This window comes from Burkholderia sp. AW49-1 (assembly GCF_053427845.1).
In genome coordinates this window covers 56,611-82,723 of record NZ_JBSAXF010000014.1, presented here as the reverse complement: position 1 = coordinate 82,723, position 26,113 = coordinate 56,611, and the positions used below count along the sequence as shown (strand labels likewise).

The 26,113-nt window shown below is 65.3% G+C and carries 22 protein-coding genes; 16 read left to right on the top strand and 6 right to left on the bottom strand.

Features of this window, described 5'->3' with window-relative positions; translation table 11 throughout:
- Positions 1-10: 10 nt before the first annotated feature.
- Entirely contained in the window at positions 11-2,692 is a 2,682-nt protein-coding gene (tssH, locus tag ACV22W_RS21310) for a type VI secretion system ATPase TssH (RefSeq protein ID WP_448021648.1), read from the bottom strand.
- Between the two features lie 528 nt (positions 2,693-3,220).
- Between tssH and ACV22W_RS21305 the strand changes: the two genes are divergently transcribed.
- Genes ACV22W_RS21305 through ACV22W_RS21280 form a run of 6 tightly spaced genes read left to right on the top strand, consistent with a single transcriptional unit; the run spans position 3,221 to position 9,400 of the window.
- Entirely contained in the window at positions 3,221-3,880 is a 660-nt protein-coding gene (locus tag ACV22W_RS21305; RefSeq protein ID WP_448021525.1) for a TagK domain-containing protein, read from the top strand.
- Complete coding sequence (locus ACV22W_RS21300; RefSeq protein ID WP_448021524.1) at positions 3,877-4,728, top strand: type VI secretion system accessory protein TagJ; 852 nt, start codon at positions 3,877-3,879, stop codon at positions 4,726-4,728. Before ACV22W_RS21305 ends, ACV22W_RS21300 begins: the two co-directional genes overlap by 4 nt.
- Positions 4,721-5,281 carry a type VI secretion system baseplate subunit TssE gene (tssE, locus tag ACV22W_RS21295; protein WP_448021523.1) on the top strand — a complete coding sequence of 187 codons (561 nt, stop codon included), beginning with the start codon at positions 4,721-4,723 and terminating at the stop codon, positions 5,279-5,281. Before ACV22W_RS21300 ends, tssE begins: the two co-directional genes overlap by 8 nt.
- A 35-nt stretch (positions 5,282-5,316) precedes the next feature.
- Positions 5,317-7,206, top strand: a complete 1,890-nt coding sequence (gene tssF, locus ACV22W_RS21290) for a type VI secretion system baseplate subunit TssF (RefSeq protein WP_448021521.1) — start codon at positions 5,317-5,319, stop codon at positions 7,204-7,206.
- Positions 7,206-8,282, top strand: coding sequence for a type VI secretion system baseplate subunit TssG (gene tssG, locus ACV22W_RS21285; RefSeq protein ID WP_448021646.1), 1,077 nt, complete (start codon positions 7,206-7,208; stop codon positions 8,280-8,282). Before tssF ends, tssG begins: the two co-directional genes overlap by 1 nt.
- Positions 8,279-9,400 carry a type VI secretion system protein TssA gene (locus ACV22W_RS21280; RefSeq protein WP_448021520.1) on the top strand — a complete coding sequence of 374 codons (1,122 nt, stop codon included), beginning with the start codon at positions 8,279-8,281 and terminating at the stop codon, positions 9,398-9,400. The genes tssG and ACV22W_RS21280 overlap by 4 nt, the downstream gene beginning before the upstream one ends.
- 24 nt (positions 9,401-9,424) lie before the next feature.
- Here ACV22W_RS21280 and ACV22W_RS21275 read toward each other — a convergent pair whose 3' ends face one another.
- Positions 9,425-10,318 carry an NmrA family NAD(P)-binding protein gene (locus ACV22W_RS21275; RefSeq protein WP_448021518.1) on the bottom strand — a complete coding sequence of 298 codons (894 nt, stop codon included), beginning with the start codon at positions 10,316-10,318 and terminating at the stop codon, positions 9,425-9,427.
- A gap of 142 nt (positions 10,319-10,460) precedes the next feature.
- Positions 10,461-11,384 (bottom strand): helix-turn-helix domain-containing protein, encoded by a 924-nt coding sequence (locus ACV22W_RS21270; RefSeq protein ID WP_448021517.1) that lies wholly within the window; start codon positions 11,382-11,384, stop codon positions 10,461-10,463.
- 193 nt (positions 11,385-11,577) lie between these two features.
- Here ACV22W_RS21270 and ACV22W_RS21265 point away from each other — a divergent pair, with 193 nt between their 5' ends.
- On the top strand, positions 11,578-11,775 hold the full coding sequence (locus ACV22W_RS21265) for a hypothetical protein (RefSeq protein ID WP_448021516.1): 198 nt from the start codon (positions 11,578-11,580) through the stop codon (positions 11,773-11,775).
- Between the two features lie 48 nt (positions 11,776-11,823).
- On the opposite strand, the gene ACV22W_RS21260 is transcribed toward ACV22W_RS21265, so the two are convergent.
- Entirely contained in the window at positions 11,824-12,777 is a 954-nt protein-coding gene (locus tag ACV22W_RS21260; RefSeq protein ID WP_448021515.1) for a LysR family transcriptional regulator, read from the bottom strand.
- Positions 12,778-12,877: 100 nt separating this feature from the next.
- Between ACV22W_RS21260 and ACV22W_RS21255 the strand changes: the two genes are divergently transcribed.
- Both ACV22W_RS21255 and ACV22W_RS21250 read left to right on the top strand, forming a co-directional pair.
- The gene (locus ACV22W_RS21255) at positions 12,878-14,236 is read left to right on the top strand and encodes an NAD(P)/FAD-dependent oxidoreductase (RefSeq protein ID WP_448021514.1); all 1,359 of its coding nucleotides are present in this window, start codon (positions 12,878-12,880) and stop codon (positions 14,234-14,236) included.
- Between the two features lie 324 nt (positions 14,237-14,560).
- Complete coding sequence (locus tag ACV22W_RS21250; protein ID WP_448021513.1) at positions 14,561-14,995, top strand: phosphatase; 435 nt, start codon at positions 14,561-14,563, stop codon at positions 14,993-14,995.
- A 174-nt stretch (positions 14,996-15,169) separates the two neighbouring features.
- Here the strand turns inward: ACV22W_RS21250 and ACV22W_RS21245 are convergent, their stop codons facing one another.
- Positions 15,170-15,421, bottom strand: coding sequence for an energy transducer TonB family protein (locus ACV22W_RS21245; RefSeq protein ID WP_448021512.1), 252 nt, complete (start codon positions 15,419-15,421; stop codon positions 15,170-15,172).
- Between the two features lie 41 nt (positions 15,422-15,462).
- Positions 15,463-15,744: a transcriptional regulator gene (locus ACV22W_RS21240; protein WP_448021510.1), complete on the bottom strand. Its 282-nt coding sequence runs from the start codon at positions 15,742-15,744 to the stop codon at positions 15,463-15,465.
- A 324-nt stretch (positions 15,745-16,068) separates the two neighbouring features.
- Here ACV22W_RS21240 and ACV22W_RS21235 point away from each other — a divergent pair, with 324 nt between their 5' ends.
- The 7 genes from ACV22W_RS21235 to ACV22W_RS21205 all read left to right on the top strand — a co-directional run bounded on the left by ACV22W_RS21235 (position 16,069) and on the right by ACV22W_RS21205 (position 26,041).
- Positions 16,069-16,380, top strand: coding sequence for a hypothetical protein (locus ACV22W_RS21235; protein ID WP_448021509.1), 312 nt, complete (start codon positions 16,069-16,071; stop codon positions 16,378-16,380).
- Positions 16,381-16,735: 355 nt separating this feature from the next.
- Positions 16,736-18,382 (top strand): EAL domain-containing protein, encoded by a 1,647-nt coding sequence (locus ACV22W_RS21230; protein ID WP_448021508.1) that lies wholly within the window; start codon positions 16,736-16,738, stop codon positions 18,380-18,382.
- 200 nt (positions 18,383-18,582) lie between these two features.
- Positions 18,583-20,955, top strand: a complete 2,373-nt coding sequence (locus ACV22W_RS21225; protein WP_448021507.1) for a DNA polymerase II — start codon at positions 18,583-18,585, stop codon at positions 20,953-20,955.
- A 491-nt stretch (positions 20,956-21,446) separates the two neighbouring features.
- Positions 21,447-23,513, top strand: a complete 2,067-nt coding sequence (locus ACV22W_RS21220) for an FUSC family protein (protein WP_448021506.1) — start codon at positions 21,447-21,449, stop codon at positions 23,511-23,513.
- Positions 23,510-23,734 (top strand): DUF1656 domain-containing protein, encoded by a 225-nt coding sequence (locus ACV22W_RS21215; protein ID WP_448021505.1) that lies wholly within the window; start codon positions 23,510-23,512, stop codon positions 23,732-23,734. Before ACV22W_RS21220 ends, ACV22W_RS21215 begins: the two co-directional genes overlap by 4 nt.
- Position 23,735: 1 nt before the next feature.
- A complete protein-coding gene (locus tag ACV22W_RS21210; RefSeq protein ID WP_448021504.1) occupies positions 23,736-24,635 on the top strand; it encodes an efflux RND transporter periplasmic adaptor subunit in 900 nt (299 codons plus the stop codon).
- Positions 24,629-26,041, top strand: a complete 1,413-nt coding sequence (locus tag ACV22W_RS21205; RefSeq protein WP_448021503.1) for an efflux transporter outer membrane subunit — start codon at positions 24,629-24,631, stop codon at positions 26,039-26,041. Before ACV22W_RS21210 ends, ACV22W_RS21205 begins: the two co-directional genes overlap by 7 nt.
- The last annotated feature ends 72 nt before the right edge of the window (positions 26,042-26,113 follow it).

Genomic DNA, 26,113 nt, shown 5'->3' with positions numbered 1-26,113 from the left:
TGGACGGCGCTTAGCCAAGCGGCTCGTCCAAGCGAGAAGGCGTTGCATCGAAGGTCAGCGCCTGCGCGGGGTCGGCGGCCGGGTCGGCAACACCGACCGCAATGCGCGCGAGCTCACCTTTCGACGCGAAGGCATCGAGCCAGAGCGCCGACAGGCGCGGCAGGATGTGTTGCTCGATGAAACCGATAAGGACGCGTGCACCGGTTTCCTGAACGAGACAGCGACCGACGATGTAGCCGACCACCGCATCGTCGAACGTGAGCGCGATATCGTGAGCGTCGGACATCCGTTTCACGACGCGCCCCAGGTGCAAGCGCACGATGCGAGCGAGCGCGTCGTCGGCCAACGGCCGGTATGGCACCACCGTCACACGGCCGACGAAGGCCGCCGGGAAAGTTTTCAGCAACTCGGGAGCAAGCGCCTGCCTCAAGCCGTCCTGATCCGGTGCGAGCGCGGGATCGGCACACAGGCTCGCGCTCAAGTCCGCGCCGACATTGCTCGTCAGCAGGATCGTCGTGTTGCGGAAATCGATATGGCGGCCGTCGCCGTCTTCCATATAGCCCTTGTCGAACACCTGGAAGAACATCTCGTGCACGTCGCCATGGGCCTTTTCGACCTCGTCGAGCAGGACGACCGAATACGGACGGCGGCGCACTGCTTCGGTCAGCATGCCACCCTCGCCATATCCGACGTAGCCCGGCGGCGCCCCCTTCAGCCCCGAAACGGTGTGCGCTTCCTGATACTCGCTCATGTTGACCGTGATCAGGTTTTGCTCGCCACCGTACAGGGCCTCGGCCAGCGCCAGCGCGGTTTCAGTCTTGCCGACGCCCGACGGGCCTGCGAGCAGGAACACGCCCAGCGGCTTTTTCGGATCGGTCAGGCCGGCTCGTGCGGTCTGCACGCGTTCGGCGATCAGGCGCAGCGCGTCGGTCTGACCGACCACGCGCGCCTCCAGCGTTTCCGACAACCGACGCACCGCGTCGAGTTCGTCCGTGACCATGCGGCCGGCAGGGATACCCGTCCAGTCGGAAACAATCTCCGCGACGATTGCCGCATCGACTTCCGGAAACACGAGCGGCGCATCGCCCTGCACCGTCAGCAACGCCTGTTCGAGTTCGCGGAGCTGATCACCCGATACCGGCTCGTGCGCCATATCGCCACGCACGGTTTCACGTGCGGCAAGCAACGCCTGCGCGGCCGCCGTCTGTTCACGCCAGCGGACCTCGACCGCGGCCTCGTCCGCTGCGAGCGCGGCGATGCGTTCGCGCACGCTTTCCAGCGCCTTGCCTACGCCCAGCCCGATACGAGCTTCCTGCGCGAGTAGCGCCTCTTCCGTGCGGACGGCAGCAAGCCGTTGACGTACATCGTCGAGCTCTCGCGGCGTGGCATGCTGAGACAGCGCCACGCGTGCGCATGCGGTGTCGAGCAAGCTGATCGCCTTGTCCGGCAATTGGCGCGACGGGATATAACGGTGAGACAACATCACTGCACCACGAATCGCCTCGTCACGCACCACTACGCCGTGATGCGCCGAAAACGTTTGCACGAGCCCCCGCACCATGTCGACGGCAGCGGCCTCGAACGGCTCCGCGACCTGGAGCACCTGAAAGCGTCGCGTCAATGCGGGATCTTTCTCGATATGCCGCTTGTACTCGGCCCAGGTCGTCGCGCCAATCGTGCGCAGCGTGCCGCGCGCCAGCGCTGGCTTCAGGAGGTTGGCGGCGTCGCCCGTGCCGGCCTGGCCGCCTGCGCCGATCAGCGTGTGGATTTCGTCGATGAACAGGATGACCGGCACCGGCGACTTCACGGCCGCTTCGAGTAACGCCTTCAGTCGCGCCTCGAATTCCCCCTTCATGCTGGCGCCCGCCAGCAACGCGCCGACATCAAGGCTCAGCAGACGCACATCCGCAAGCTTCGGCGGCACGTTGCCCGACGCGATCGCACGCGCGAGACCCTCCACCACGGCAGTCTTGCCGACTCCGGCTTCACCGGTCACCAACGGATTGTTTTGTCTACGGCGCAGCAACACGTCGATCATCGTGCGAATCTCGAGTTCGCGCCCGATGACCGGGTCGATCTCGCCGGCACGCGCACGCGCCGTCAGATCCGCGCAGTACTGAACGAGTGTGCCGCCCTTCGGCGTGGCCGGCATCGCACCGGACGCTTCGCCCGGCGTGGCAGGCAGATATTCGCCATGGTCATACGGGCCGTCGTCCGCTTCCGGCGAGCCGGCTATCCAGGCTGACAGAACGTCGTCGACATCACCGACCGGAATTTTGCCGAACGCCGGAGAGATCAAGAGCATGACGCGCCGCAGTTCGGGTGTGGACACGAGTGCCGCGATCAGCCACGCGCCGCGCACGCGGCGATCGCCGTATTCGAGCGTCGCGAGCACCCAGGCACGCTCGATCGCCGATTCGATATGCCACGAAAAGTCGCTGATCGAGCTCGCGCCGGCCGGCAACGCGGCCAGTGCCCGAACGAGATCGCGCTCGAGCCCATCGCGATCGATCGCGGCGTGACGCACGATCCGTTGAAGATCGCCGTCCGGTTGTTGCAACAACTGGTGCAGCCAGTGAGCGAGTTCGACGAACGGATTCCCGCGCAGCTTGCAGAAATTTGTCGCTGACTCGATACCTCGGTAAAGCTGGACCCCGAGCTTACCGAATAGCGCTTGGCGAGAAATGGTCATGATGATCTTTGTTGTTGGCCGCAATGGTTCCAAGCACCATGCAGCATCTCTCAGGACTGCTATACAGACTATCTTCCGGACGACCTCCGGAAACACTGACACGCACCCTCTCTATTCAATTCAATCGACCAATCAAATCGAAGCCGCATTATCGGCACGAATTGCAACTTCCGTCAATGCGACAAATCAGTAATATTTCCCAGGAACATCCCCAAATTCACTTTTTGCAAATCTCCATCACCCCACACACAACTTCAGTGCGACGCTCGACTGCCGACCCAACCAATCACGCCCAAACACACGCACACAAGCCCTTGTTATTTTGAGATAAATTCATTTTATAGCGAATTAGCACTTATCAAGAAATCGATAATTTTTTGATTGCAAAGGCATTAAATTCATTTGTGACTTTGTTTTACATTTGAAATTTCATCTCAAAAACATCCCCGCAAAGCCCGTCATCACGCATATTTTTATCTCAATAAACAACCGGCCGAAACTCGTGGTTAAATTGCGGACTTCTCGTCATTGGACTTCCAGATGCGTTCCTTTCGTCTGCCGTGGCGTCGCCAATCGGATGTCTCGCACACCGGGCTGCCGCGCGGCAACAGTCATGCGCGACCCGGCCACGCTGTTGCTGCTGCCCCCACCGTGCCAGCAGACGATTCGCTCGCGTCACCGTATGCCGACGACCTGCTCGGCCAGCTCGGGATCGGCGGCCTGGAGTGCGGCGCACGACGTTCGGATCCTTCGTCTCACACTTCCATTGGCGCGCCCGACAGCACCGACGTGCTGATCGATACGTTGCACGCGCAGTATTGGCGCGCGCTGGCCGATCCCCACGCGTCGGTTACCGTGGAATGGGCGTCAACTGCAGGAGAGGCGGAGCCGACCACGCGCACGTCCGCGCCCGATTCGCAGGGCTGTCTGGATCCCCGTCGCGATCATGATTCGATCGAAGCGATGCTGCTTGGCGATCGCACGCTCGAGGACGTATTCGAGCGACTGGATGAGCACAGCGCCTCCTTGCCAGAAGACGAACCCGTTCCCGAGATCCTGCATCTGTTTGCGCCTTCCGATTTTCGAGCGGAGGTCGTGCAGCATCCCCCCGCGCTCACACGGCGCGAACACCACGTGTTGACTATGGACAGCCCGCTGTCCGCGCCCTTGCGCAAGGATGAAGATTGACCCGGCTTACCGCTTCCTGCCCGCCCCCACTCGCTCGTCTGGATGAGATCCCACTCGGCGAGCAGATCGAACAAGTGTCCGCGCGCCTGCGCGCGCAGCCGACCATCGCGTCTCATCGGTGGGCACTGTTTCAGTTGTTGTGCGTCATGGGCGAATGGCCCCGGGCAATCCAGCAGTTGCAGACATGGGCCATGCTCGAACCGATACACACTGCAACCGCGCAGGTCTATCGCGACCTGATCCGTGCCGAATGCCGGCGCAAGCAGGTGATCGAGGGGCTCGCGCAGCCAGGCTTCGTATTCGAGCAGCCGGCGTGGATCGACGGATTGTTGAACGCACTGCACCTGGCCGCCTTGGGACGGATCGCCGCAGCCGACGACGCGCGCGAAGCGGCCTTCGATGCCGCTCCGACCGTCGCTGCGCGCATCCCGCAGGGCTCGGTAGCCTGGATCGTCGATAGCGATTCCCGTTTCGGCCCCGTGTGCGAAATCATCGTGGCCGGGCACTATCGCTGGATTCCGTTCGCCGATCTGGCGTCGTGGCATGTGTCGCCGCCGACGAAGGTCGTCGATCTGGTTTGGGCGCCGTGTACGTTCACGCTTGGCGATGGCGCCATCGCTCACGGCTTCATGCCGGCTCGATATCACGGTTCGGAGATCGGCAGCGACGCCGTTCGCATCGGACGCGAAACGACCTGGCGGGAGCACGGCCGAACCGGTGTCACGGCGCTTGGCCAAAAGACCTGGTCAACGGATCGAGGTGACTTCGGACTGTTCGAACTGGCAACCGCGGAGTTCGGCACAGGTATCGAAAGCAGCGCAACGGTCGGAGAGCCGATCAATGAGTGAGCACCGGAAAGTGCCTCGGGCCACCGACTCGCTCGCCGTCCGCACGCCACGGCGCGCCAATACGCATTTGATGCCGACCTTGCTCGACCGCCTGCGTGACGATGCACCGCACCGAAGCACCGAAGCGCCGGAGGAATACACGGTCACCCGCAAACAGATGCGCGACATCGTTCAGCGCGATCTCGCGTACCTGCTGAACACAACGAGCATCGAGGATCAGATCGATCGGAGCCGTCATCCGCACGTCGCTGCGTCGACCTTGAACTTCGGCGTGCCGCCCCTTGCGGGCGCCTTCATCGCGTCACGTCATTGGAACGACGTCGAGCAGACGATCCGGCGGGCCATCACCGATTTCGAACCGCGGCTGATTCCGGATTCCCTTGTGGTATCTCCCCGCACCGGCAGCGGCGACGCCAGCGAGCATCACAACGTCCTCGCGTTCGAGGTTCGCGGGCTGATCCACATGGATCCGTACCCACTCGAATTCATGGTGCAGAGTTCGCTGGATCTCGAGACCAGCGAGATCCGCATTACCGGCATGCGCACGGGTTAAGCACCCCACGCCACAACGACTACGAGACCGTTCCGATGGACCCGCGACTGCTCGACTACTACAACCAGGAACTCATCTACATGCGCGAACTCGCGACCGAATTCGCGCATGCACATCCGAAGATCGCCCGCCGTCTCGGTATGCAGGCCGGTGAAGTGGCGGATCCCTACGTCGAGCGCCTGATCGAGTCGTTCAGCTTCATGGCCGCTCGCATGCAGCTCAAGCTCGATGCGGAATTCCCGCGCTTTACCGAACGGTTGCTTGAAGTCGTTTACCCGAATTACGTCGCACCCACGCCGTCGATAGCCGTTGCACGCCTCCATCCCGGGGGCACGGAGGGCAGCCTTGCCAACGGATATCGGATTGCGCGCGGTACCGCCTTTACGGCCCGCGTTCCCGACGGCGAAAGAACGGCCTGCCGATTCACGAGCGGGCAGGACGTGACGCTCTGGCCGCTGACGATCACCGAGGCCCGCTTGACGGGTGTTCCGCCGGACATTGCCGGCCTCGAGCGCTACGTGCCGCCCGATACGCAGGTGCGCGGCGCATTGCGGCTACGCCTGGCGACGACCGGTGACGTGCGAATTTCCGACCTGAAGGGGCTCGATCGACTTCCCGTCTACCTTGCCGGTGACGAGCAGGTTGCATCCCACCTGTTCGAATTGCTGCATGCCGGTGCCGTCGCGTCCGTGATCGGCGCGCCCGGCGAGTTCGGCATCCCGGGGCGTCCGCTCGCAGCGGTGACACGTAACGCGGTCGAGCATGAAGGGCTGCGCACCGACCAGAACCTGCTGCCGCTCACCTGGACGAAGTTCCACGGGCATAACCTGTTGCACGAGTATTTCGCGTGCCCGGCCCGATTCTGGTTCTTTGCGCTGAACGGGCTCGCCGAAGGCTTTTCGGCGGTGCACGGCCGCGAAGTCGAGATCGTCGTGTTGCTCGACCGCTCGCCGGCTCAACTGGCAAACCTCGTGGACGCTTCACGCTTCGCGCTGTTCTGCACACCCGTCATCAACTTGTTCAGCAAGCATACCGACCGGATCGAGATTACGCCGCGAGAAACCGAATTTCACCTGGTGCCGGCACGGCTCGCACCGCTCGACTACGAGGTGTTTTCGGTGGAGGCCGTGTACGGCCGCGTGGCCTCGACGTCCGCCGAACTCACTTTCCGCCCGCTCTACCAAACGCTGAACAACGACGAAGGCAATCACGGTCGCTACTTCTCCGCGCGGCGCGAGCGACGCCTCGTGTCGGATTCGGCTCGTCGTTACGGTACACGCACGCCTTACATCGGCACGGAAGTGTTTCTCTCCCTCGTCGATCAACACGAGGCCCCCTATAACGAAAACATCCGCTACCTGTCGGTCGATGCACTGCTGACAAATCGCGATCTGGCTACGCTTGTGCCACGCAACGGCATCGACGACCTGGATACGGCCGAATCCGCGCCGGTCGCGAGTATTGGCCTCATCCGCGCGCCCAGCCCTCCGCTACCGCCCCACGCGGAGAGGGAAATGGCATGGCGCCTGATCCGCCAGCTCAATTTCAACTACCTGCCGCTCGATGATTTCGATCACCGTGAAGGGGGGCAAGGGCTGCGCGATCTGCTGCGCCTGTACGTCGCGGACGGCGATTCCGGAAAAGGCCGGCAAGTCGAAAGCCTCGTCGGCGTGAGGACGCGCCCCGTGACCCGCAAGCTGCCGGGAATCGGTCCGATGACATTCGGGCGCGGTATCGAGTGCACACTGACCGTCGACGAGACGGACTTCTCGGGCGTGAGCCCTTACCTGTTCGGTGTGGTCCTCGAACATTGGCTCGCGCGGCACGTATCGATCAACAGCTTTACGCAAACCGAACTGCATTCGATGCAGCGAGGTCGCATCGCACGCTGGCCGGTGCGCACAGGCACACGCGGAGTGCTGTGATGAAGCGCACTACGCTGCCCGCGCAGCTTCGCCACAGCATGCTGTCGCCAGAGCAGCTCGAACGCTTGCAGGCCGAGCCCTGGCGGTTCGGGTTTCTGTCGCTCTTGCGCCGCATCGGCGCGAACCCCGCCATCGATCCGATCGGCACGGCACGCCGGCCAGGCTCGGAACCATTACGGCTTGGCCAGCAGCCGAGCCTCGCCTTTGCCCCGCGAGAAATCGCAAGCGCGGAACAATCCGCGGGGCGGTTGAATGTGCGACTTTTCAGTCTCGGGATGCTCGGTCCCAATGGTCCGCTCCCGATCCACTTCACCGAAATCGCGAAGGATCGCCAAGAGAGCCGGCGCGACACGACGACCGTCGATTTTTTCGACATCTTCCATCATCGCTACTTCACGCTGTTCTATCGCGCGTGGGCGTCGGCTCAATCAGCCGCCGGACTCGATCGAACGCAAAACGAGCGATTTTCGTTCTACATCGCGTGCCTCGCGGGACTGGACATCGGCGAGATTTCCAGGCGCCCGTTGCCCTCGCACGCGCGCCTCGCCGCCGCGGCGCATCTCGTACGCGAATCGCGCAATCCGGACGGCCTGCGCGCGACGCTCGAACACTACTTCGGCGTGCCGGTCGCGCTTGAAGAGAACGTGTTCCACTGGATCGAAATCGACCCGGCCGACTGCGGCCGAATGGGCCGCCCGGGTGCTGCCGCGACGATGGGACAAGGCGCCATGCTCGGACGTGTCGCGCCAGACCGTCAGCACCGCTTTCGAATCATCATCGGCCCGCTCGATCTGGACGCCTATCTGCGCTTCACGCCTCAAGGCGAGGATCTGCCACAGCTCGTCGAATGGGTGCGGGCGTTCGTCGGCTACGAACTGGAATGGGAACTCGAGTTGCGTATCAAGCCGGAGAGTGCGCCGCCAGCGGTGATGGGTGGCCAACAACGCATGGGCTGGTCCGGATGGCTCGGCCGCCCGGACCAGCGCAAACCCATTACCGGCATGCGGTTCGAACCCGAACGTTACGCGCGTCATTTCGATCGCCGCCCGACAAGCCTTGGAACCGACCGACCATGAGCAAGAAGCAATCGCCCACCACAGCGAAGCCGAGCCGCCCCTCCGTGATCGACGCCACGCACTTCGACTGGCTGTTACCGGTAAGCGACGACGCACCGTGCGGCTCGGATCTCGAGTATGACCACGATTTCGTGGTGCTTTTCGCTGACGCGGCATCCAGGCCGGACGTGCAGTACGGCGCGTTTGTCGGATCACCTGAACCGCTCAACTGGAGCGAACTCGAGCGCAACTGCCGCCGGCTGATGCTGCGCACGAAGGATATACGTGTCGCGGTGCTCTACGCCCGTTGTCGCACGCGCCTCGGCGGTCCGTCGGGATTGGCGGAGGGAACGGGGCTGCTGGCTGCATGGCTGCAGGCATTTCCCGACAGCGTTCACCCCCAGGCAAGCACGGATGATGATCGCGGCGCCGCGCTGGAAATGCGAATGAATGCCCTGCAGGCGATGACGGATCCCGACGGACTGCTTGCCGACGTCCGGGAGATCGTACTGATAAAGTCGACCGCCACGCGCCTGCAGATGCGGGATGTCGAACGCGCGTTCGCCCATCCACGTTCGGCGGATGCGCTCGCACCGGATTCAGTCATCCAGCAGTTGCGGGATCTGCGGGCGCAACAGCCGGACATGATGAACGCGTTCGATGAAACGATCTCGAATCTTGCCGCGATCAACATCTGGGGAGCGACTCATCTCGACACGTATCTGCCCGACCTTTCGCCATTGATTCGATTGCTTCAACTGTTGAATGTCGCGGGCACGCACGTCGAGGCAACTTCGGACGTCGCACATGTTTTCGTTGATGACATTGACGGCCAGAATCGAGACGGTGTGCAGCCCGACGGAGAATTCACGTCAATTCCTCCGGATAGCGAATTGAACTCGGGTGCAAACGCACCGCATGCGGCTCCCTGCACCGAACCGGTGCCAATGACCCGCCACGAGGCGCTGACTTTGATCAATACGGCGCGCCGGTGGTTCGAAACGAACGAACCAAGCAGCCCGATCCCGGTATTGCTGAAGCGGGCCGAGCAGTTCGTTGGCAAACGATACGTCGAGGTGGTCAACGCGATTCCGGGTGATCTTCTTGCACAATGGGACCAGATGGATAGCTTGGAATAGCGTCGGAGGTGCCGGCCACCTGCGTCACGCCGGCGCTGCGTGCACGCGCACCAGCGCAGCGAGCGCCTCCTCCGGTGCCGTCGTGCCATACACGCGCTCCGACACACCCGCCTCGACGTCGATCTGCGCCGCGTTGTGCACGTCGTACAGATCGACGATCAGCTGCGCATGTCGCTCACTGAGGCCCGCGCGCAGCAGCGTCGCGGTCCATGCGTCGCGCGGCAGTTCGCGCGCGACGATCTCGCGGTCCGCGGCTTCGCCGAGCGTCTCCGCGATGTCCCGCACGCTCACGCGCCGCGGGCCCTCGATGCTGACGATGCGCGGCCCGTCGCCGGTTTCTGCGGCATCGAGCAGCAGCCGCGCCGCCGCGACGCCCACGTCGGGCGCCCACACCGTCGGGAACACCTTGTCGACCGGATGGTGAAAACTCGGCAGCACGCCGGTTGCAAGCGCGACCGGCAACACGCGAGTCCAGTTCTGCAGATGTTCTGCCGAGCGCAACAGCGTCAGCCGGGTCGGGACCGTCTTCAACTTCTCTTCCAACAGATGAAACAACCGCGTGATGCCCGTGTCGCCGTCAAGTTCCGCGCCATAGTCCGACAGCGCAAGCAGTGCCGGCGGCGGATTCGCGGCGAGTGCGCCGGTCACGACGTCGAGCGTGCGCGCCATCGTCGCGGCCGGGTCGCTGTCGGCGACGGGCACCGGACACAGCATCTGCACGGCTTGCGCGCCGTCGATCGCCGTGGCGATCGCACCTGCATCCGTCAGGTCGGCGATCGCCACTTCGCAGCCGAGTTGCGCGAAACGTTCGCGATGGCGTGCGTCGCGCAGCACGGCGCGCACGGGATGGCCTGCGTGGCGCAGGGTCGTCACGGTCGACGAGCCGACGTCGCCTGATGCTCCGAAGATCACGAACACGATCCGCTCCTGAAGGATGAAGGTGCAGTAATTGTCGGCGTGCGCGAACGGGAAGGCGCGCGGGTGCGGATGATGTGAACAGGAAAGGATGACCGGATGCGGGGCCGCGCACGGATCGCCCGTCCCACCGGTTCGTCAGCGGCTATCGATCCGACGCCGACGCATCGTTCTCGCCGTCATAAGCCAGCCGGAGCCCGCCCCGCGCCCCGGACCGCGCGACCTCCGTCGGCGTCGCGCCCAGCACGCGATTCATCCAGTTCGCCATATGGCTCTGATGGGCGAACCCGGCTTCGAGCGCGATCTGGCTGATGCTGAGCCGGCCTTCGAGCAGCAACGCCTTCGCACGCTCGACCCGGCGCCGCACCACGTACTGATGCACCGGCATCCCGAGCGTCTCGCGAAACAGCACCTTGAAATGCGGCACGCTGATCGACACGAGCGCCGCAAGCTCGGCAAGCGTCATGCGGCGTTCGAGGTTGGCCTCGACATAGTCGATTACGCGCGCCGCCGTTTTCGGCGCGAGCGTCCGCCGGCGCTCGCGGAACACGGGCTGGCCATCGACCAGTCGCGCGACGAGCGCCGTGCACAGGCTCTCCGCATAGAGCGGGTCGGACGCGTCTTCCGCCTCGAGTTCGGCGGCCATCGCCCACGCGATGTGTTGCAGGCGCGGATCGCGCACCTGCAGTCGCCGGCGGATCTGCGCCTGCGACGGCTTCAGCTCGAGTTGCTCGAACGTGCGTCGCACGAACGTGTCGCTGAGCGTGACGTGCAGAATCCGGCAATCGGCGCTGTCGGTCCATTGGCCCGGCAGGCCGGCGGGAATCACGTCGATGTCGCCGTGCGCCTGGATGCGCGACACGCGTTCGCCGTCGCACACGCAATCCGCGCGCACGGGCGAGCCGATATGCACGCCGATGCGGTGATGATCGGTTGCTGGAATCCGGTACGTACCCGCGCGAATCTCCAGCAGCGACGCGCCGAAGCCGCGCCAGCCGAGCCCGCGGCTGGAGCGCAGGCTGACCGGCACGCCGTTGTCGGTCGGCGCGGCGAGAATCGGATCGCTCATGGTTCTTCTCCACCAGATCGTGGGTCGAACGCGCATTGTGACGCTTTTTCCGGCCGCTTGCCGGGCGCGAACGGCCATTCCCGCGCCGAGCGGAAAAAGATCATCCGTTCCTGCTCCGCCGCATCCTTGCCTGCGCGCCGACGGGCGCCGGGGCGCTTACGATGGGACTCATCCGACACCTACGGAGGCCGTGATGCCCCATTCGTGCCCACTGCGCGCGGCGTTCATTCCCTCTCCGCCGTCCCGGACAGCCCGCCGTCCTGACGGCCCCGCTCCCCGCAACGACCGGATCGCCTTCGCCGCGCGATGCCTGCGCCTGATCGGCTGGTACCGCCTCGAACGGCTGCTCGCGTCGATTCCCGACAGCAACGACGACTTCGGGATCGTGTGACCGACGGCGAGCACGGCTCGCACACGCCGCCCGCGCCCCGGCGTACGCCTACTTGCGCCGCCGCTCGTGCGGCGCGACCGTCGCGCCGTCGATCACCGGCGCGCCCTCCTTGATCAGGAAGTCGCGAAACAGCCCCGTCACCTGGGAGATCCGCCGGTCGGCGAGCGTGACCACATACCATTCGCGCTCGATCGGGTTGCCCGGAAACGGCAGTTGCCCGAGCAGCCCCGTGCGCAACTCGAGTGCACACGCGTGCAACGACAGGAACGCGACGCCGAGCCCCGCTTCGGCCATCTGCTTGATCGCCTCGTTGCTCGACAGTTCGGAGCCCACATGGAAACGGTAACCGGCCGTCTTGAACAGGCTCTCGACGGTCGAGCGCGTACCCGCGCCGCGTTCGCGCACGAGCAGGTGCGCGGATTCGAGATCCTTCAGCGCGACGCGCTTGCGCTGCATCAGCGGATGGCCGGGCGCCGCGACGAACACCATCGGATGCTTCGCGAACTCGACTGCGTGCGTGCGCAGCTCCTTCGGAGCGCTGCCCATCACCGCGAGATCGATTTCATGCGTCGCGAGCATGCGGATGATGTCGTCGCGATTGCCGACCTTGAAATAGGTCTTCACGTGCGGTCGCGTCGCGGTGAATTTCACCAGCAGCGGCGGAATCAGATACTCGGCCGTCGTGATCGCGCCGATCCGCAGCGTACCGCCGAGGTCGCCCGTCAGCGCGGCCACTTCGTCGCCGGCCTCGCTCCATAGATGCAGGATCTCGCGTGCATAACGCGCCACGATTTCACCGGCGGCGGTCAACTGTACGCCGCGCCCCACCCGCTGCAGCAGCGCGGCACCCACCGCCTCCTCGAGCAGGCGAACCTGCAGCGACACGGCCGGCTGCGTCAGGTTCAGCTCCTCGGCCGCGCGCGACACGCTGCCGAGTCGCGCGATCATGTCCAGCGCCTTGAGCTGCCGGAACGTCGCGGTCTTTCCTATAAGTGAATACATATGGGTCGCTTATAAACATTAAATTGTTTGCGCAGGTTCAAAACTATATCGTCGGTTCTTGAGCAATGTCATCCGAATCGTCATCAGCGGGAGCCACAACATGGACCACATCACGCCTACCCTTGCAACGGATCGCGCACCGCGCGTGCCGCGCATCGTGATCGTCGGCGGCGGCGCCGGCGGCCTGCAACTCGCCACGCGCCTCGGCGACACGGTCGGCCGCCGCGGGCAAGCCGACGTCGTGCTCGTCGACCGCTACCCGATGCACTTCTGGAAGCCGCTGCTGCACGAAGCCGCATCCGGCCATCGCGATCCGGCCTCGCACACGATCGAATACGCGGCGCAGGCGAAGCGCCACGGCTTCCGCTTCGTGCAGGGCGCGCTGCAGCAGGTCGACCGCGCGGCACGCACGGCGACGATCGCGCCGGTGCACGACGCGGACGGCACGGAGATCCTGCCGCAACGCGAGCTCGGCTACGACGATCTGGTGCTGGCCGTCGGCAGCGTGACGAACTTCTTCAACGTGCCGGGCGCCGCGCGGCACGCGCTACCGCTCGAAAATCTCGACCAGGCCGAGGATTTCCGCCGCAAGTTCCTGGCCGCCTGCACGAAGGCGAACCACCTGGCCGAGCAGCAGCCGGCGCACCGCGCGGCACCGATCTGCATCAACGTGATCGGCGCGGGCGCGACGGGTGTCGAACTGGCCGCGGCGCTGCGCCACGCGATCCAGCAGCTGACGACGTATCGCTTCAAGGCGCTGGTGTCCGCGCGCGACGTGCACATCCGGCTGATCGAAGGCGGCCCGCGCATCCTGCCGGCGCTCGACGCAAGGCTGTCGGCCAGGATGCACGCGCAATTGCGCACGCTGAACGTCGACGTGCTGACGGAGACACGCGTCGCGGAAGTGGGCGCGGACGCAGTCATGACCGCGACCGGCGAGCTGCTTGCGAGCGACATCACGATCTGGGCGGCCGGCGTCGCGGGCCCCGCGATCCTGCGGGAACTCGGCGACATCGCGCTCAACCGGTCGAACCAGGTGATCGTGACCGACACGCTGCAGACGCCCGACGATCCGCACGTGTATGCGTTCGGCGACTGCGCTGCATGCCCGTCTGCCGACGCGAGCGGTTTCCTGCCGCCGCGCGCGCAGGTCGCGCACCAGCAGGCCGTGTATCTCGGCGATGCGCTCGCACGGCGCCTCGCCGGCAAGCCGGTGTCGGGCTTCACGTTCCGCGACGCGGGCACCGTCGTGTCGCTCGGCCAAGCGGGCGCCGCGTATCAGGCCGACCTCGGTGTGCGTTCGCGCTCGCTGATCGTCGACGGGCTCGCCGCGATCGGGCTGTACAAGTTCCTGTACCGCAAGCATCTGTTCAGCGTGTACGGACTGAAGCGCGCGCTGTTCCAGTCGCTGAGCCACTGGCTGCAAAGCCGCAACCAGCCGTCGATCAAGCTGCATTGATCGACGGCCGCCACGCGGCATCGCAGGACGGCGCATCGGACGCATCTCGCCCGATGCGCCGTTTCTTCATCTGCACACATCGGGTGCATTCATTTCGTGCGCGCCTTTGGTGCATCACGTCGAAGCGCGTCGATACGATGCAGATCATCCGGAAAACACGGCCTCACATGCATCCCGCGCCAGCGCTGGCTCACCGCCCCATTCATTAGTCGAATCGTATGAGTCGGATATAAATATTAATTGGTCACATATTCCGGATCGACGCTAAGGTGTGCGGCATTCCCGTCCGCGAACGGATCGTCACGTCTCAGGAGAGGAATCACCGTGGTCATCGAAGCCATCGTCACCCGTCTCGACGCCGCATTCGCTCAGATCGAAGCGACACCGGATTCCCACGAATCGCGCAACCAGCGCGATGCGATCATCCAGTGGCTCGACAGCGCGTCGGAGCAAGGATATCGACTCGGTCTCGTCACGACGCTGCCTGCCGCCCGACTCAGCGACATGTTCGAAGGCCAGTTCGGCCGCGCGAACCTCGACCGCTTCTCGGTCGTCGTGACCGACGCTCATCAGCAGGACTCCGTAGCAAATCAGCATCCGTTCGACGTCGCACTGCAGGCGCTGGGCGTGCCGCCCGAGCGCGCAGTGGCCGTCGCGAGCAGCGAACCGGAACGCCGCGAAGCCGAGACGTTCGGCCTGTCGCGTTGCGTGAGCATCACCGACACGATGCGCTCGATCGCATCATCAGACCTGCACTGACCTGAGCACCTGCATACGCGCATCGGAACGGCTCGCGGTTCATCGTGAAGATGCTGCACAACGCACGCGAGCCGGATTTCCAGGCAGCGTGCGACGGCGCGACGATTGCCGCGCGAAGCCACGTCTACGATTGCAGGAAATTGAAGTGCTGCTACGGCTATCCGTGACGCGTCGTCAGTCCACCGCGTAATCGAGATCGTGCCAGCGCTTCGCCGATTTCCCGCCCGAGCCGAGATGACCGCCGGGGAAGCGCATCACCGCAATCGCGTGAAGCGCTTTCTCGTCGAGCGCGGCGTCGCCGCAACTGCGCCTGACCTTGAGATCGCGGACACGCCCGTGCTCGTCGAGCCAGACACGCACGATCACGCGCCTTCTCGACGTGCCATTCGGCACGCCGCGTGACAGCAGGCGGTCCATCAGCGACATGAGATTCTCCGTGAGAGTCGAATGCGTCGGTTATCGCGGCGTCAATGCTGGACGGCCGCGCTTTTGTGCGCCGTCCGCACGGCCTTCGGCTTCGCGACGGCGGGCGCCTTCGGATCGATGCCGACCGCATGCTGGACCTTCCCGGTCTTCGCGGGCGCCACGTGCGCCTTCGACACGGGTTTCGCGTCGGCATGCGCCACGGCCGGCGCATTCGACCGCGAAGATCCGGTTTGCCGCCCCGGCTTCACGGCCGTCACCCCGCTCGCCGCGACGTGCAGATGCTTGACCTGCTGCGCGTACGCCTTGACGTCGTGGTCGGTCATCCACGATTCCGTATAGGCCGCCGGCGCGGGTTGCGACAGATTGAGATACGCGACCGATGCGACGAGAAAGGCACGAATATGCGTGCGACGATTGAATGCGGTAATGACGAATGCTCCTTGCGAACTGGCTCGACGTCCCCTGTCTCGGCGCCGTCGTGGCGGCACGATAAATGAGCGCATTCGGCATCGCAAGCGTCTGACGGGTAATCCAAACGATTCTTGACGTTTGAACGATCGATCCGGTGCGCGAGACCACGCGGGGCTCGGCGGCTTGCCGAACTCGGGCCCGCCGACGGTGTCGAACGTGCATCGCCGGAGAATGACATGAAACGCACCATCCGTTTCGCGCTCCTGACCCTGCTTGCTGCAGCCAGCTTGCCGGCGGTCGCCGGCACCGCCGCGGACAATGCCGCGGCACCGGCCGGCCAGCAAGCCAGAAACTGCGTGCCGTCCTTCACGTCCACCGGTACGGCATCGGCCTCCCGCGCTGCATCAAAGGCGCCGCCGATCCGCATCTGCGTCGGCGATTCCGATACGCAACTGAACCTGCCATGGTTCCTGACCGACGTCCTTACCGCCGTGGACACGCATCAATCGCCCCGCGACCTGCTCCACAAGATGCGCAACGACTTCTGAAGCGCGGCCGCCGGAGGTGACGCGCTGCGCAAATGTTTCCCGTCAAGCATCAATCCCGATATTTCGCTATTTTTTGAATAGCAATATTTCGTAATAAAGCACGGCACACCTTATACTTGCCGCGCACCATCCTCGTGCCAAGAGACGGTGTCTTCTGTCCCGGCTGCACACCGATGCAGCCGGGCTTTTTTTGCGTGTGTGATACCGATATACATGCGTTGTCGATGTATGTTACGAGGAAGCGCCTCGAATCCTGCGCCCCCGCCGCGATGCCGCTCCATGCGTGTCGCGAGCGTAGAATCGATTTGCGTCCCGATATGGGCGCGAGCCGCGGTGCCCCGGCCAGGCACGACGAATGCCTCGCGTCAATTCATCGACCGGTTCGACCTGCATTCACATGCGCACAACAACAAGTACGACCCGAGGACCATCCGCGCTTGCATCGCGCCCGAAGCCCGCGTTCCAGCGCAGCGGCGCGTGGCCGCGTGTCGTCTTCCCGGTTGCCCTGATCGTCTGCATCCTCGTGTTCCTGCTGGCGCTCGTCGTTGCAGGGCGCCTGGCGCGCGACGCAATTGCACGGCACGAAAGCGACGTCGCGAACGACATCGTGATATCGGTCGATCGCATCTTCGACGGGATTCGCTCGCGGCACCCGAATGAGTTGAACGCGCTGGTCGGGCGACCCTGCACGACGATCTTCAGGACGCTCGCCGAAGTGGGCACTCACCTGCGCTATCTTCGGGCCGTCGCGCTGGCGAATGGCGGTCGTGTCACATGCTCGTCTGCGCTGGGAGAGATCGACGTCCCGCTCGACGCGTATATTCGCGCGCCAGCGCCGGGGATGACGGCCATCACGCTGCTCCGGCAAACGCCGTTTCAGCAGCACGTTCCAGTGCTGGCGGCGTTTCGCGCGACCGCGCCCGACTCCGGCGTCCTTTATCTGGTCGAGGGCGACTATGTGGCGGACGTGCTCGCGCACGGGACCCGCTTCGGGGCGGAAACGGCCACGCTGTCGATCGAGGGCGCGGGAAGCATCGATCAGCATGGCGCGTTCGTGTCGCCATTCGGCGCGGCGCCGGCCACAGGCAGCAAGATCGCGTCGAACGTCTGGCCGTTCACGGTCTCCGTCACCTCGGCGGAACCCTACGTTTCGCAGGTGCAGCGGCACTACCGGCTCATCTGCCTGACGATCGCGCTGCTGGTCAACGGCCTCGTCGCGGCCGCGTATCTGATCGCGATGGCGCCGCGCCGGCTGTTGCTGAAGGCCGTTCGCAATGCGCTGAAGCGCAACGAATTTCATGTCGTCTACCAGCCGATCGTCGACGTCGAAACGCGCAGGACCGTCGGCGTCGAGGCGCTGCTGCGCTGGCACCATCCGAAATGGGGGGCCATCAGTCCGGCCGTGTTCGTGCCGCAGGTCGAGTCCAGTGCTGTCCTGCCGAAGGTGACCGAGTTCGTGCTTCGGACAGCCGTATCGGAACTGACCGCACTCGCGCCGTCGATGCCGCTGCACATCGCGATCAACGTCGCGCCGATGGATCTCGAACGCGCTCGCTTCGTATCCGTCGTCGAAGACACGATCGGCCGGCTTCCACCGGGCTGCACGCTGGTGCTCGAAGTGACCGAACGCATCCTGCTCGAGAAGAATCCGCGCACGACCGAGATGTTCGCCACACTGCGCGCGAAGGGCGCGAAGTTCGCGATCGACGACTTCGGCACGCATCACAGCAACCTCGACATGCTGTCGCGCTTTCCGTTCGACTACGTGAAGATCGACCGGCAGTTCATCTCGCAGCTCACGACGGGCAATGCGAAACTGATCGAAGGGATCGCGTCAGTCGCCCACCACTACGGCCTGAAGATCATTGCCGAGGGCGTGGAAACGGAAGAGCAGCATCGCGCGCTGCATGCGGTCGGGATTCAGTACGCGCAGGGTTATCTGTATCAGCGGCCACGGCGAGCGGAACACCTGAAGCGGAATTTCGCGCCGATGCCGGCTTGAATGCCGCATCGGCGCCGAACGCTCGGTGGACGAATACGTGACGCACACGCGTCGTCCGGTCCGCTGCACGTGGTCGATGCGCTGCGTGGCGGATCACGCGGCGGCTTCCTGCCATCTGATGCCATCGACGCGCCCTTCGGCGGGAACCGCGCGGGAGGCGCTAAAATCCGCCGCCTGGACATCCACGACGAGCAAGCGTTTTGACGGAGTTCGAGCAGGGTTTCATCCTCACCCGCCACTGGCGGGACACCGCATCCGGCATCGAGATCGAGTTCTGGCTGGCGACCGAACACGGCCCGCGCCGCGTGCGGCTGCGCCCGCAGGAAGCCGTCGCGTTCGTGCCGGCCGAGCAGCAGGCGCTCGCCGAACGCGCGCTCGCCGGCGAACGCGATGCCGAACTGCGCCCGCTCGCGTTGCGCGACTTTCGCCAACGCGCGGTGGCCGGCCTCTACTGCCGCCGTTACCGCCACCTGTCCGGACTCCAGAAACGCCTCGCCGCGGCGGGCGTCGACGTCTACGAAGCCGACGTGCAGCCGCCCGACCGCTACGCGATGGAGCGCTTCATCACCGCGCCCGTGCTGTTTCGCGGCACGGCCGGCCGCGACGGCACGCTGACCGACGCCGAACTGAAACCCGCGACCGGCTACCGGCCGACACTGCGCTGCGTATCGCTCGACATCGAGACGAGCGTCCACGGCGAGCTGTATTCGATCGCGCTCGAAGGTTGCGGACAGCGACAGGTCTACATGCTCGGCCCGCCGAACGGCGACGCGCCGGCCGTCGACTTCCGCCTCGACTACTGCGACAGCCGGGCCGAGATCCTCACACGCCTCAACGACTGGTTCGATGAACACGATCCCGATGCGGTGATCGGCTGGAATCTCGTGCAGTTCGACCTGCGCATCCTGCATGCGCATTCGGAGCAATACGGCGTACCGCTGAAGCTCGGCCGCGGCGGCAGCGTGCTCGAATGGCGTGCGCACGGCCAGCAGCCCGACCATTTCTTCGCGGGCGCGGCCGGCCGCCTGATCCTCGACGGCATCGACATGCTGAAATCGGCGACGTGGACGTTCCCGTCGTTCAGCCTCGAATACGTGTCGCAGTCGCTGCTCGGCGAAGGCAAGTCGATCGACAATCCGTATCAGCGGATGGACGAGATCCAGCGCCGCTTCGATCACGACAAGCCCGCGCTCGCGCGCTACAACCTGAAGGACTGCGAACTCGTCACGCACATTTTCGACAAGGCCGACCTGCTGTCCTTCGCGCTCGAACGAGCGACCGTCACGGGCCTCGCGGCCGATCGCACCGGCGGCTCGGTCGCCGCGTTCACGCACCTGTACCTGCCGCGCATGCACCGGCTCGGCTATGTCGCGCCGAACCTCGGCGACGTGACGGGCCAGAACAGCCCCGGCGGCTTCGTGATGGATTCGCGGCCCGGCCTGTACGACTCGGTGCTCGTGTTCGACTACAAGAGCCTTTATCCGTCGATCATCCGCACGTTCCTGATCGATCCGGCCGGGTTGATCGAGGGGCTCGCGCATCCGGGCGACGACACGTCGGTGCCGGGCTTTCTCGGCGCGCGCTTCTCGCGCACCGCGCATTGCCTGCCCGACATCGTGCGGCGCGTGTCGGAAGGCCGCGACGAAGCGAAACGCCAGCGCAACGCACCGCTGTCGCAAGCGCTCAAGATCATCATGAATTCGTTCTACGGCGTGCTCGGCTCGACCGGCTGCCGGTTCTTCGATCCGCGCCTCGCGTCGTCGATCACGATGCGCGGCCACGAGATCATGCATCGCACGCGCGAGCTGATCGAGGCGCAGGGCTACGACGTCATCTATGGCGATACCGATTCGACCTTCGTCTGGCTCGGGCGCGAGCACGACGACGACGCAGCCGCCGTCAAGGGCCGTGCGCTCGTCGACCACGTGAACCGCTGGTGGCAGGCACACCTGCGCGATCGCTTCGGGCTGGAAAGCGCGCTCGAACTGCAATACGAGCGGCATTACCGGCGCTTCCTGATGCCGACCGTGCGCGGCGCGGAGGAAGGCAGCAAGAAGCGCTATGCGGGCCTCGCGCTCGCGGCGAACGGCGGTGAGGACCTCGTGTTCAAGGGGCTCGAAACGGTGCGCACCGACTGGACGCCGCTCGCGCAGGCGTTCCAGCGCGAACTGTACCGGCGCGTGTTCAAGCGCGAGCCGTACCAGGATTTCATTCGCGACTACGTGCGCCGCACGCTCGCCGGCGAATACGACGCGCAACTCATCTATCGCAAGCGCGTGCGCCGGCCGTTGAGCGAATACCAGCGCAACGTGCCGCCCCACGTGCGCGCCGCGCGGATCGCCGACGAATTCAACCAGGCGCGCGGCAGGCCGCTGCAGTACCAGCGCGGCGGCTGGATCAGCTACGTGATGACGACTGCCGGCCCGGAACCGCTCGAAACGATGCGCTCGCCGATCGACTACGCGTTCTACGTGAGCCGTCAGTTGCAGCCGGTTGCCGATGCGATCCTGCCGTTCCTGCGCGACGATTTCGAACGCGTGATCTCGGGGCAGGGGCAGTTGTTCGGCGACTGACGACACGCGGCACCGCGCTCGTCAATAGCGTCATGCGGTTGCATTCGCAACCGCTTCGCATCCCTGTTGCGCCTCGGGTTACGGGCTCCATGATCGGCATTCATGCCGGCCCGCGCGTCGAGCGATAAGTAAAACCGATCGACCCGGTCGGAAATCCGACTTGGACGCCGCGCGCGCCGCAGCGCACAATTTCGCCCATCGCAATCGAATGAAACCCTGATCCTTCTCAACCGAGTTTCGTGGCATCCGCGGTTACTCCACGTGTGTCGCCATGCGCTTGAATAAAAAGGAAAAGGCGCGCAAGCCGTGCTCGAAATGCCTGCAACAACCCTCCGCTCCGTACGCTCTGCCGTTGCCACACGCCCCACCTCGCTGCCGCGCGGCGCATGCCGCAAACCAGCGCTGCACGACCTGACGTGCAGCACGCCGCCTCCGACGCGATAACGCAGTCCCGGCAACACATTCCGCCTGTCTTACCCGAGGAACACGACGTGTCGCACGCCACCGTCGCGCCGCTACGGCCGCGCGATCGATTCTCCATCGATCCGAGAAAATTCCTTTTCTCCATCAGCACTTTTATCGCGGCCGCGCTCGTGCTGCTGATCTCGTTTGCCGTCAGCTTCCCGCGTCCGTGGTGGGCGCTGCTGACGGTGTACGTGACCGCGCAGCCGATGGCCGGCGCATTTCGGCCGAAGACGATCTACCGTCTCGCGGGCATCGCCGCGGGTGCGGTCGTGACGGTTGTGGTCGCACCCAATCTCCAGAACTCGCCCGTGCTGCTGGTGCTGTGCCTCGCACTGTGGATCGGCTTGTGCATTTACCTCGCCGTGCTGGACCGCACACCGCGTGCGTTCCTGTTCCAGATGGCCGCGTTCAGTTCGGCAGTGATCTGCTTTCCGTACCTCGACGATCCGACCAATATCTTCATCACCGCAGTGTCGCGCGTCGAGGAGATGACGGTGGCGATCCTGTGCGTGACGATCACGCACATGCTGCTGAAACCCGCGAACAACCGGCCGGTGATTCACGAGCGCGCGCTCTCCTTCCTCGGCGATGCCTGCCGTTGGACCGTCGATGCATTCGGCACGCATCACGCCCGGCTCGAGCACGAGCATCGCCGCAAGCTCGCGGCCGACGTGACCGAGCTCGGGATGATCGCGACGACGCTGCCGTTCGACCAGCGCTTCGCACTTGCGACGCGCGACACCGTCACGGCGCTTCAGCACCGCCTCGCCGCGCTGTTGTCGATCGCGTCGGCTGCAGCGAACCGGCTCGATCAATTGCGCTCGCTGAATGCGGTCGATGCGGAAACCACCGCGCTTGTCGAGGCGGTGATGGATGACCTGAAAGCGTCGCAGGAAGTCGGCGAAACGCTCGACGTCGGCCTCGCCGCGCGCTGCCGCAAACTGGCAGCCGAACGCCTGTTCGATCCGACCTGGACGTCGCTGCTCGCCGCGAGCCTGTTCGACCGCACCGCCGATTTCCTCGACACGCTGCACGCCGCGCGCGGACTCGTGCGCACCTTTTCGGAAAGCGACGCCGAACTCGAGCGCAACCTGCCGCCCGTCGACAGCACGCGCCGCTTCAAGCTCGCGCGCGACCACGGGCTCGCGCTGCTCGCCGGCGCCGCAACGACCACCGCGATCGTCATCTATTGCGCGGTGTGGATCCTTCTTGCATGGCCGAACGGTTCCGCAACCGCCGCATTCGCCGCGCTCGTCACCTGCTCGTTCGCCGCGCAGGACGACCCCGCGCCCGTGATCGGCCGCTATCTGGTGTCGACACTCGTCACCTTTCCGCTCGCCGCGCTGTACCTGTTCGTGATCCTGCCGCGTGTCGACGGCGCCGGGATGCTGATCCTGACGCTCGCACCGGCCTTCATCTGGATGGGCTACATCCAGGCCGATCCCGCGCGCACTGCTCGCGCGCTTCCGATGTTCTCCTGCTTCATCGTCGCCATGGGTTTTCTCGATCGCTTCCAGGCCGACTTCGCGCTGTTCCTCAATACGGGGCTCGCACAGGTCGGCGGCATCGTCACGACGCTGGTCGTGACCAAACTCTTCCGCTCGGCCAGCACGCGCTGGACCGCGTACCGAATCGTGCGCCAGAACTGGGCCGACCTCGCGCAGATGGCCGATCCACACCGGCCGCTCGACGCGCCGACGTGGACCGCACGCGCGGTCGACCGGCTCGGCCAGGTTGCCGCACGCATGGCGTTCGCCAACGAGGGCGATGGACTGCATGCGGTCGACGGGCTGAGCGACCTGCGTATCGGCCGCAACATCATCCAGGTGCGCGAGGGTCTCGACAAGGGCGATGCGCGCACGCGCGTCGCGATCGAAGCGGCGCTCGCGGAAGTGTCGAACCTGTATCGCGCCCGCGCCGACGCGCGCCATCCGATTCCGGCCACCGCATCGCTGATGCGCGCGCTGAACCGTGCAATCGGCGCGGCCGCGCGCAATACCACCGGCCGCGATGACGCGACGCTGCTGGCGCTGGTCGGCATGCGCTGCAACCTGTTCCCGCATGTGCAACTCGTCGAAGGAACGACGCGATGATCGAAGAAATCCACATTTTCGGCATCTACATGCCGTCCGCACTCGCGTGGGCCGTCGTTGCGCTGGCCGCCACGTTCCTGCTGCGCGGCGTGCTGCAGCGGCTGCCGCTACGCGTTCTGCTGTGGCAGCCCGCGCTGATCGAACTCGCGACCTTCTTCCTGTTGTGGTGGGGCATCGCCCGCCTCGCAGACACTTGTTTCCCGTATCGCCTCCTTTCCTGACATGAAGCGAATCATCCCCCTGTTGCGTACCGTGCTGACGGTCGCGGTCTTACTCGGCATCCTCGGCGCGATCTATGGGCTGTGGGTGCGCTACCAGATCGAACCACTCACGCGCGACGGCAAGGTGCGCGCGGACGTGGTGCCGATCGCGCCCGACGTCAGCGGCCTCGTCACCGACGTTCGCGTGCACGACAACCAGAAAGTGAAGAAGGGCCAGGTGCTGCTCGTGATCGACCCGTCGCGCTATCAGATCGCCCTTCAGCAGGCCGACGCAATCGTCGCGAGCGACCAGGCCGAACTCGACGAGGCGATTCGCGAGGATCGTCGCAATCGCGCGATGCCGGACGTGGTTGCAGAAGAGTCGACGCAGCAGGGCACGACGCGTGTCGAGAAGCTGCGCGCAGCACTCGCGCAGGCGCGCTCGGCGCGCAACCTCGCGGCGCTGAACCTCGAACGCACGCTCGTGCGCGCGCCGATCGACGGCACGGTGACCAACGTCGGGCTGCTGCCCGGGGCTTACCTGAACGCCGGCAAGGGTGCGATGGCGCTGGTGAACGACATGTCGCTGCGCGTCGAAGGCTACTTCGAGGAAACCAAGTTGCCGGCGATTCATGTCGGCGATCCGGCGAGCATCTATCTGATGGGCGTCGCAAGTGAAATCCGCGGCCACGTGCAGAGCATCGCCGGCGGAGTCGAGGATCGCGAGCGCGCGGGTGGCGATGCGCAGCTCGCGAACGTTAACCCGGCGTTCACATGGGTGCGGCTCGCGCAACGCATCCCGGTGCGCGTCGTGATCGATTCGGTGCCGCCCGGCGTGCGCCTGGTGCCGGGGCAAACCGCGACGGTCGAGATTCATGCGCGTGCGGGCGACGTCACGGTGCGCCGGAGCCTGCCATGGTAAGCCTGCGTACGACCGCCATCGCCGCGCTGTGCATCGCGCTCGCCGCCTGTGCCGAAGTCGGCCCCGACTATCGCGTGCCGGCCGATGCGCTCGCGAACACGCCGGCCGCCAACGGCGCATTCGTTGCGGGTGCGTCGATCGCGTCGAGCGATCCGCTCCCCGATCACTGGTGGCGCCTCTACGACGATCCGGTGCTCGACCGCCTCATCGAAAACGCGCTGGCGAGCAACGTCGACCTGCGCGCCGCGCAGGCGAACCTCGAACGCAGCAATGCACTGCTCGCGGCGGCGCGCACGGCGCGCGAGCCGAGTGTCGGCGCCGATGCATCGACGAACTACACGCAGCAGTCGGCCGCGGCGGTGCTGTCGCATGTCGAGCCGCCGCGCCACGAGATCTACAACATCGGGCTCACGATGAGCTACGACCTCGACCTGTTCGGCGGAATCCGGCGCGGAATCGAGGCGGCCTCGGCCGACAACGAGGCCGTCGCCGCAGCGCGCGACCTCGTGCGCGTGAACGTCGCCGCGGAAGTGGCACGCGCGTACTCGGACCTGTGCAATGCCGGCAATCAGATCGACGTGCTGCAACGCTCGATTGCGGTCCAGCAGCAGCGCCTCGCGCTGACACGCCAGCTGATCGCGAGCGGCCGCGCGCCGGCCTTCGAGCAGCAGCGCGACCAGGGCGGCATCGAGAACAGCCGCGCGCTGCTCGCGCCGTTGCAGTCACGCCGATTGAATGCGGCGTTCCGTCTCGCAACGCTGACCGGGCGGCCGCCGGAAAACTACGATCGCGCGCTGCTGTCGTGCAGCAAGCCGCTCGAACTGTCGAAACCGATTCCGTCCGGCGACGGACGCGCGTTGCTCGAGCGCCGCCCCGACGTGCGCGCGGCCGAGCGCCGACTCGCCGCGTCCACCGCACGCATCGGCGTCGAAACGGCCGCGTTGTATCCGGACATCAAGCTCGGCGCGAGCATCGGTTCGACGGGCGGCGCCGCCGCGTTCTTCACACCGCTGACGAACCGTTTCGCGGTCGGCCCGATGGTCACGTGGGATCTGCATCGCAGCACGATCCGCGATCGTATCGATGCCGCACAGGCCGACAGCCGCGCGAGCCTCGCGCATTTCGATTCGACGGTGCTTACCGCGCTGCGCGAGGCCGAGACGTCGCTCGACACTTACGCGAGCGCGCTCGACCGGCTGCAACGCCTCGAGGCGTCGCGCGACGCCGCGCGAGACGTGATGGAGCGCACCCACGAACTATGGCGGAGCGGCCGGGTCGGCGGGCTCGCGGCACTCGACGCTCAGCGCACGTGGCTGGCCGCCGAAACGGCCGTCGCCGCCGCGCAGCAGGACGTGAACAACGGCCAGATCGCGACGTTCCTCGCACTAGGAGGCGGCTGGCAATGAGCGCTCCCGACGACCTGACGATCGAACGACCGGCGGCTCGTGATCCGGTTCGCGTCGCAGGCGCTGCGGCCG

What these genes read in the sequence shown, in the direction of transcription:
- ACV22W_RS21280 (WP_448021520.1), top strand. Translation starts at nt 8,279, where the DNA reads ATGAGCAAGAAGCAATCGCCCACCACAGCGAAGCCGAGCCGCCCCTCC.
- ACV22W_RS21245 (WP_448021512.1), bottom strand. Translation starts at nt 15,421, where the DNA reads ATGTCGCTGATGGACCGCCTGCTGTCACGCGGCGTGCCGAATGGCACG.
- ACV22W_RS21270 (WP_448021517.1), bottom strand. Translation starts at nt 11,384, where the DNA reads ATGAGCGATCCGATTCTCGCCGCGCCGACCGACAACGGCGTGCCGGTC.
- tssG (WP_448021646.1), top strand. Translation starts at nt 7,206, where the DNA reads ATGAAGCGCACTACGCTGCCCGCGCAGCTTCGCCACAGCATGCTGTCG.
- ACV22W_RS21210 (WP_448021504.1), top strand. Translation starts at nt 23,736, where the DNA reads ATGAAGCGAATCATCCCCCTGTTGCGTACCGTGCTGACGGTCGCGGTC.
- ACV22W_RS21255 (WP_448021514.1), top strand. Translation starts at nt 12,878, where the DNA reads ATGGACCACATCACGCCTACCCTTGCAACGGATCGCGCACCGCGCGTG.
- tssH (WP_448021648.1), bottom strand. Translation starts at nt 2,692, where the DNA reads ATGACCATTTCTCGCCAAGCGCTATTCGGTAAGCTCGGGGTCCAGCTT.
- ACV22W_RS21265 (WP_448021516.1), top strand. Translation starts at nt 11,578, where the DNA reads ATGCCCCATTCGTGCCCACTGCGCGCGGCGTTCATTCCCTCTCCGCCG.
- ACV22W_RS21260 (WP_448021515.1), bottom strand. Translation starts at nt 12,777, where the DNA reads ATGTATTCACTTATAGGAAAGACCGCGACGTTCCGGCAGCTCAAGGCG.
- tssF (WP_448021521.1), top strand. Translation starts at nt 5,317, where the DNA reads ATGGACCCGCGACTGCTCGACTACTACAACCAGGAACTCATCTACATG.
- ACV22W_RS21240 (WP_448021510.1), bottom strand. Translation starts at nt 15,744, where the DNA reads ATGACCGACCACGACGTCAAGGCGTACGCGCAGCAGGTCAAGCATCTG.
- ACV22W_RS21215 (WP_448021505.1), top strand. Translation starts at nt 23,510, where the DNA reads ATGATCGAAGAAATCCACATTTTCGGCATCTACATGCCGTCCGCACTC.
- ACV22W_RS21235 (WP_448021509.1), top strand. Translation starts at nt 16,069, where the DNA reads ATGAAACGCACCATCCGTTTCGCGCTCCTGACCCTGCTTGCTGCAGCC.
- ACV22W_RS21230 (WP_448021508.1), top strand. Translation starts at nt 16,736, where the DNA reads ATGCCTCGCGTCAATTCATCGACCGGTTCGACCTGCATTCACATGCGC.
- ACV22W_RS21205 (WP_448021503.1), top strand. Translation starts at nt 24,629, where the DNA reads ATGGTAAGCCTGCGTACGACCGCCATCGCCGCGCTGTGCATCGCGCTC.
- tssE (WP_448021523.1), top strand. Translation starts at nt 4,721, where the DNA reads ATGAGTGAGCACCGGAAAGTGCCTCGGGCCACCGACTCGCTCGCCGTC.